The sequence below is a fragment of the Vallitalea longa genome (assembly GCF_027923465.1).
Classification (GTDB): Bacteria; Bacillota; Clostridia; order Lachnospirales; family Vallitaleaceae; genus Vallitalea; species Vallitalea longa.
This window is the reverse complement of the sequence record NZ_BRLB01000034.1, coordinates 1-8591: the sequence shown is the minus strand read 5'-3', so window position 1 is coordinate 8591 and position 8591 is coordinate 1. Positions and strand designations below refer to the sequence as shown.

Here is an 8591-nt window from a genome sequence, read left to right as displayed (position 1 = left end):
ATACGATCAAGGAAAATCTTAGTATAGCATTACCAGATTATATGATACCATCCGCTATAGTCAGGTTAGAAAATATGCCAATAACAATTAATGGAAAGATTGACAAGAAAGCATTGCCAACACCTCATGTAGAAGGAAGCAAGAATGGCGTATATGAAGGACCAAGAAATGAAAGGGAAGAAAAACTTATTGAAATATGGGAAGATATTTTAGGGGTTAAGAAAATAAGTATAAATGACAACTTTTTTGAACTAGGAGGCCATTCCCTTAGAGCAACAGTTTTAGCAAGTAAAATACACAAGGAATTCAGTGTTGGCATGCCACTGAGTCAAATTTTTAAAAGCCCGACAATAAAAGCATTGAGTGCATATATTGTTACTAATGCAAAAGGGATTTATAAATCAATTGATATAGCAGAAGAGAAAGATTACTACCTTCTATCATCAGCACAAAAGCGCTTATACACATTACAGCAATTAGAAGCTGGGACAACCAGTTATAATATACCTAATATCGTAGAAATCGAAGGGTCTATAGAAGAAGAATGCTTACAAAAAGCCTTCAACAAGCTATTAGACAGACATGAAACATTAAGAACCTCCTTTGAAATAGTTAATGATGAACCAGTGCAGATAATACATGATACAGTTGAAGCAAAGGTGGAAATCATAGAAGTAGAAGAAAAGGATATACAAGAAACGATTAAGGAACTTATTAAACCTTTTGAATTAAATAAGGCACCACTCATCAGGGTTATATTAATTAAAGTAGCTGATGGAAAAGCCCTATTGATGTATGATATACATCACCTTATATCCGATGGTATATCTATGAAGATACTAGTAGAAGAATTCATGAAACTGTATAGCGGGAATGAATTACCACAATTAACAAGGCAGTATAAGGACTATTCAGAATGGCAAAACAAACTGATGGAATCAAAGGAGTTAGAAAAAGAAAAAGCATATTGGATGAATGTGTTCAAAGAAAATATACCAGTATTGAATATATCATCAGACTATACTCGACCAGCAGTAAAAAAATATGATGGAAGGGACATTGAAGTAGAACTGGATATTGATGTAGTGAAAAGATTGAAAAAACTATCTGGAGATACAGGTACTACAATGTACATGATATTAATAGCAGCATTTAACGTACTCTTAAGCAAGTACAGCAATCAGGAGGACATTGTAGTAGGGACACCTATAGCAGGAAGAGCACATATAGATCTAGAAGGAATCATTGGAATGTTCGTAAACACACTGGCCATGAGGAACAAGCCGGAAAGTGAGAAAACATTTCTGGAATTTTTGAATGAAGTTAAATATACAGCTTTACAAGCATATGAAAATCAAAACTATCAGTTTGAAGAGTTAGTGGACCATCTGGAAGTAGTCAGGGATTTTAGTAGGAACCCGATTTTTGATGTCATGTTTGCGATGCAAAACTTCGAGAAGGTAGAGATAGAAGAAAAAGGATTAAGGGTAACGCCATACAATTATGAGAATAGGGTAGCCAAGTTTGATTTGACAATGACGGCAATGGAAAGAGACGAAAGAATAATGGTCAGTATCAATTATTGTACCAGCCTGTTCAAGAAAACGACAATCATTAGAATGATAGAGCATTACGAAAATATATTGTCTAGAATCACAGAAGATGAAAATGTACAAATAAAAGATATTGACATGCTATCAACTAATGAAAGGGAAATGGTTGTAGAAACTTTTAACGCTACACATGTGGAATATAACAGGAATAAAACAATCCAAGAAATATTTGAAAAGCAGGTAGAAGAAAACCATAAAAAAACAGCATTAATATATGAAAATCGGGAAATGACATACGAAGAGTTAAATAAAAGGTCGAACCAATTAGCTAGAAAGCTAAGAGAATATGGTGTGACAAAAGATTCTATTGTGGGATTGATGGTAGAACGATCATTTGAAATGATAGTAGGTATAATGGCGATATTGAAAGCAGGAGGTGCCTATCTGCCAATAGATCCAGAGTATCCACAAAACAGAATAGAATACATACTTGATAATAGCGAAACCAGAATGCTATTAACCCAGTCATGGATTAGAGAAAAAGTGAAGTATGAACATAAGGTAATCGAATTGGACGACCAGGAAATTTACAAGGGAGACAGCAGTAATCCAGTAAACATAAATGATGGAAGGGATCTTGCGTATGTCATATACACTTCAGGTTCAACAGGAAAACCTAAAGGTGTTTTGATAGAGCACCATAATGTTGTGAATTTCATGATTGGTATAACGGATGAAATTCCATTTGATGAAAATGAAAAAGTACTTTCTCTTACAACTATATCATTTGATATTTTTGTTTTGGAATTAATAGTTCCATTACTCAAATCAATGACTGTAGTAATAGCAAATGATGACGAGCAAAAGAACATAGTATCAATCAATAATCTGATTAAAGAAAGAAGTATTGATATATTACAATTGACGCCATCAAGATTTAGTATACTAAACGCTATATATAAAGATGGGAAATGTTTTGAAGGTATTAAGGAATTAATTATAGGAGGAGAGGAGTTCCCTGACCAATTGTATGATTTGGTTGAGAAGGGACTGATAGATTGTAACATATATAATGTTTATGGTCCGACTGAAACAACGGTATGGTCTACCATATTGAAAGTCGAAAGCAGTAAAGAGCTTACAATAGGTAAACCACTGGCAAATACTAAGATATTTATTGTTGATCATAATAACTTGGTACAGGGTATAGGTATGGAAGGCGAAATCTGTATTGCAGGTGAAGGTGTAACAAGAGGCTATATAAGAAATTCTAAACTTACAGAGGAAAAATTTCCTGAGAATAGTTTAGGCAATAATGTTAGAGTCTATAGAACAGGTGACCTTGGAAAATGGTTACCAGATGGGAATATCATGTATTGTGGAAGAAAGGATCAACAACATAAAATTAATGGCTATAGAATTGAATTGACCGAAATCGAGAAAATCCTAGAATTGAAAACCGAAATCGAAAAAGTGGTTGTAAATGTAAGTAATGATAAAGACCAAAAAGTCATATGTGCATACATTGTTTTTAAAGATAGGAGAATAGAAGTAGATGTGAAGGAAATAAGGCAATTCCTTATCAGAGAGTTACCTCATTACATGATTCCTACATACTATTTCAGTATATCAGAAGTTCCACTAACACCTAATGGGAAAGTTGACTTGAAGTCTTTACCAAGTATAGAGAATCAGGAACAAAGAAATAAACAATATGTTCCTCCTGTTAGCGATGTTGAGATTGGATTAACAAAAATATGGAGAAATATATTTGATAACCGACAAATTGGTATTACGGATGATTTCTTTGAAATAGGAGGAAACTCTTTAAAGTTGATGAAAGTAGTTTACAATATACGTCAACAATTCAATGCGGAAATTCCTTTGGTTGAAGCTTTTAGATTGACGACAATTGAAGAGTTGGCGGAATATATCAATAAATCTCATAGAATTGAATATAAGAAAATAAATTACAACTACAATCGAGAGTTTTATCCATTATCATCAGCTCAAAAGAGAATGTATATTCTTAATCAAATCAATGAAGAAAACACAGGGTATAACTTAACTGCGGTTTTAAGACTTGATGGATTATACCACATTGAATATTTAGAAGATGCTTTAATCAGGTTAGTCGAAAGACATGAAGCATTAAGAACAATATTTGAGCTGGTAAATGGAACAGTTGTTCAGAGAATTATTGACAGTAGTAAAGTGGAGCCAAAAATTCAACGGCTTGAAATAATAGGAAGCATTGAAAATTCTATTAAACAATTTATTCAACCATTTGATTTAGGTAATGCACCTCTTATGAGGGTCGGTATTGTAAATGAATCTGAAAAAAGAGGTTACCTAATTATTGATATGCATCATATTATCTCTGATGGAACGACATTAAGTATAATATCAGACGAATTTATTAAGCTATATAAAAAAGATACGTTACCTGAAGTTCATGTTGAATATAAGGATTATACATTATGGCAAGAACAGTATAGAAAAACAGAGGAGTACAAAAAACAAGGAGATTATTGGTATGATACATTAAAAGATTATAACAGATGCTTACTTGATACTGACTATAAAAGACCTGAGGTAATGAAATATTCAGGAGAGAGCGTTGATTATTATACTGATGAAGAGGTTCTAGGAAAACTAAAAAAATTAGCATTGGATTCCAAGACAACTTTATTTATGATTCTACTGTCAGCTTATAATTTACTCTTATATAAGTATACTGGTGAAAAAAGTATTGTTGTTGGAACACCTATCTCTGGAAGAACAAGACAAGAATTTGAAAGTATGGTGGGGCTTTTTGTTAATACGCTAGCTTTAATAAATCATATTAATGTAAATGAAACATATTTGGATTTTCTACTTTCAGTTAAGAATAGTACTTTGCAGGGTTATTCAAATCAGGATTACCAGTTTGATGAATTGGTTGAGTTACTGGAAATAGAACCCCAGAAGAACAGTAATCCTATTTTCAGTACGATGTTTATGCTACAGAACTTTGTTGATGAAGAAGTAAACGAAGAAAACGGTATTGAAGGGGTGAATATAACTCAAGTTCCTTATGAGAATCCGTATGTAAAACTGGATATAAAATTTGCAACACAAGTTGTAGGTAATAGATTGGTATTAACAGTTGAATATGCATCAGAACTATTTAAGAGAGAAACAATAGATATATTTGTTCAGGATTATATCAAAATTATTAAAAAAATAATTAAGAACCCAAGATTCTTGATTAAAACGATTGAAACTAAGGTAGACAGAGAAATTGAAGATATACTAAGTGATTTTAATGATGATCTGGAAGGGGATTATTAAAGGGGGTACTAAGATGGATAACAAAAAAACAATACAGAATATGCTATACAATAGTTTTGTTCAATATAAAAATAATGTTGCTATTTCATATGGACATGAGCAATTAACTTATAATGAATTAGACCAAGAGACAGATTATATTGCTAATCTAATAGAGAATATTGGCATTGAAAAAGGGGCACGATTAGGAATCCTTATGAAGGATAAGATGAAACTAATATCAACAGTAATTGGAATCCTAAAAGCTGGTTGCGTAATTGTCCCTTTAGATAATGATTATCCTAAACTCCGAACTGAATTTATGATAACTGAAACTGCTATTGAGTATATGTTGGTGGATGAAGAGAATAAGAATACCTCCTTTGATGTGAATGTCAACAAAATTATAATCGATAATGAAGATAATCGCAGCAACAAAGGAAAAGTACTGAAGGATTATATGGAGAACGATGAAATATATATTTATTTCACTTCAGGTACAAACGGTAAGCCAAAGGCTATTAAGGGGAAAAATAAAAGTCTAGCCCACTTTATTAATTGGGAGATAAATGAATTCAAGGTGGATTCTGGAGCAAGAGTGAGCCAGTTGACTTCTCAGTGTCATGATCCCTATTTGCGTGATATATTTGTACCTCTATGTACTGGTGGTACAGTTTGCATACCTCATAATACTGAAATTATGTTAGATTCAAGAAACTTGATGGATTGGGTTGAGACGAATGCAATAACACATATTCATTGTACGCCTAGTTTATTTGGCATGTTTGATTTATCAGGTAAGACATATGAAAATCTTATGTCATTAAAGTATGTTGTATTAGCAGGAGAGAGAGTCATTCCTGATAAACTCAAACAATGGTTTTATATTTTTGATGAAAGAATACAATTGGTTAACATGTACGGACCAACGGAAACTACTTTAGCAAAAGTTTTCTATTACATCAAGAAAGAAGATATTAATAGGGTTAGTATGCCTATTGGTAAACCCATAAGAGGTGCAAAAGTTATTATATTAGATAATGACTTAAATATTTGTAAAAAAGGTAAGGTAGGAAATATATATATCAGAACACCATTTAGAAGTGCAGGATATTTAAATAATGAATACCTTACCAAACAGAAATTTATAGTAAATCCATTCAATAATGACTCGAATGATTTGATTTATAATACAGGTGATCTAGGTAGAATATTACCTGATGATAATATTGAGTTTATGGGTAGAGCAGATAGGCAGATAAAAATAAGAGGGTATAGAGTTGAACTTGATGAAATAGAAAGAGTCATCATGGAACATGAATCAGTTGAACATGTTGCAGTTACCCATTCAATCAGTGATGAAGTGAATAATGTCATAACTGCATATATTGTATTCTCTAAAGATGATATCAATATGGCTACCCAAGAATTAAAGGTATTTTTAGCTAGTAGAATACCAAGATATATGTTGCCACATCATTATGTATCACTAGAAAAAATGCCAATCAACAAAAATGGTAAAATAGATTATAAGCGATTACCAAAAAATGATAAAATTAATAAGGATGTAGTGGTGAAACCGCGTAATATTAATGAAAGAAAATTGTTTGATATATGGGCTGAAATCTTAGGAAATCATAATATAAGTATTCATGACAGTTTTATAGAAGCTGGAGGACATTCTTTAAACGTTATGACTTTGGTAACAAGAATATATGAAGAATTTAGAGTCAATATCAAGTTAAGCGAAATATTCAATAACGTAACCTTAGCTAAATTAGCTCAGTTAATTGATAATAAAGAAAAAAGTGAGAAAATGCCCATTATTAAAGCAGAGGCATTAGAATATTATCCATTATCACCTTCTCAAAGCAGGATTTATATTCTAAACAAGATTGATAAAGGTGGAACGGCTTATAATATTTCAAGAGTATTGAAATTGACTGGAGATGTAAAGAGAAACAAGATTAAAGATATATTCAATGAATTGATTGCACGACATGAGGTTTTGAGAACTATATTTATTGTTCAGGATGGAAAAGTGGTTCAAAAAGTATTATCAGAATTTGATTTCATTCTAGAGTACGAGGAAGGTAAAGATTATGATGCCATGATAAATGCTTTTATTAAGCCATTTCAACTGAACACCTTACCTCTTCTAAGAGCTAAACTTATCAAGAGTAATTATGACAGTTATTATCTTGTAATAGACGTGCATCATATAATTGCTGATGCATTATCTCTAGAGATATTTATAGATGAATTTATTAATCTATACAAAGGAATCAATATGGAACCATTGAAATTGCATTATAAAGATTATGCAGTATGGTTTAATGATTTATTAGAAAGTAAGGAATTGGAGAAAGAAAAGGAATATTGGCTAGATAAGTTTAGAGATAGAAATACAATTATACCACTTGACCTCCCACTAGACTACGCAAGACCCAATGTGCAAAAGTTTGATGGGAAAAGGTTGAACTTCAGTATTGACGGGGATCTAAAAGAACAGCTAAAAGAGTTATGTAAAAACTCGGATATAACATTATATATGTTATTATTAACTGCGTATAACATATTGTTATACAAATATACGAATCAAAATACTATAATTGTTGGTACTCCGATTTCTGGTAGAAATAATAGTGAACTTAATAATGTTATTGGTGTGTTTATTAACTCATTGGCCATTAAAAGTGTTATTAATGGAACTGATTCCTTAAGTGAAATAATCAGTAGAATTAGCAAAAATGCATCTGAAGCATATTCTAATTCAAATTATCCTTTTGAAGAACTCATTGAAGAGTTAAATATTCAAAGAGATTTAAGTAGAAATCCAATTTTTGATACGATGTTCTTATTGCATAATACTAAAAATAGGGAGAGACTTGAGGAAATAAAGGTCGAATATTACGAGTATAACAATGATATTTCTAAGTTTGATATATCATTAACAGGATACGAACACAACAACGGCATAGACTTCAACTTCGAGTACAGTACCCGTTTGTTCAAAGAGACAACTATAGAAAGAATGGCAGAACACTATAAAAATATACTGTATAGAGTAGTAGAAGATGGAAACATATCTATTGATGAAATAGACATGTCAACTAAAAAAGAGCGACAGATGATTACAAGAAGCAATAAGACAGACCTTAAGTATGATAGGAATAAAACGATACATGAAATTTTCTCTGAGTGTGTATTGAAGTATAGAGATATCTGCGCCTTAAGTTTCAGGGATAGCAAGATGAGCTATAAACAACTGGAAGAGAGTTCCAATGCTCTAGCAAGAACCATAAGAAAACAGGGTATAGGTACAGATGATATAGTAGCTATTATGGTGGAACCTTCAATGGATATGATAATAGGCATGCTAGGGATTCTAAAAGCCGGTGGGGCATACCTGCCAATTGATCCAGCATATCCCATTGAGAGAATAAAATATGTGTTGGAAGATAGTAAAGCCAAATGTCTCTTGACGAAAAGGAAATACGCTGATAAGGCAAAAGAAGACATACGAATACTGTTTCTGGAAGAAGAGAAGGCCTATGATGAAGATACAAGTGGAATAAGAAATGTAAACAGTCCAAGTGATCTAGCTTATGTGATATATACATCAGGCTCAACAGGAAAACCAAAAGGAGTAATGATTGAGCATAGAAATGTAATCAACCTGACGAAAGGAATGCAAGAAGAGATAGATTTTTCAGAAGGCAAGAA

Annotated in this window: 2 protein-coding genes; both read left to right on the top strand. The window is 32.1% G+C overall.

Annotation, left to right across the window (positions count from 1 at the left end; all coding sequences use genetic code 11):
• On the top strand, positions 1 to 4886 hold a 4886-nt coding region (locus QMG30_RS24645; protein ID WP_281819880.1), incomplete at its 5' end, for a non-ribosomal peptide synthetase.
• 13 nt (positions 4887 to 4899) lie between these two features.
• A partial coding sequence (locus QMG30_RS24640) for an amino acid adenylation domain-containing protein (RefSeq protein WP_281819878.1) occupies positions 4900 to 8591 on the top strand: 3692 nt, incomplete at its 3' end.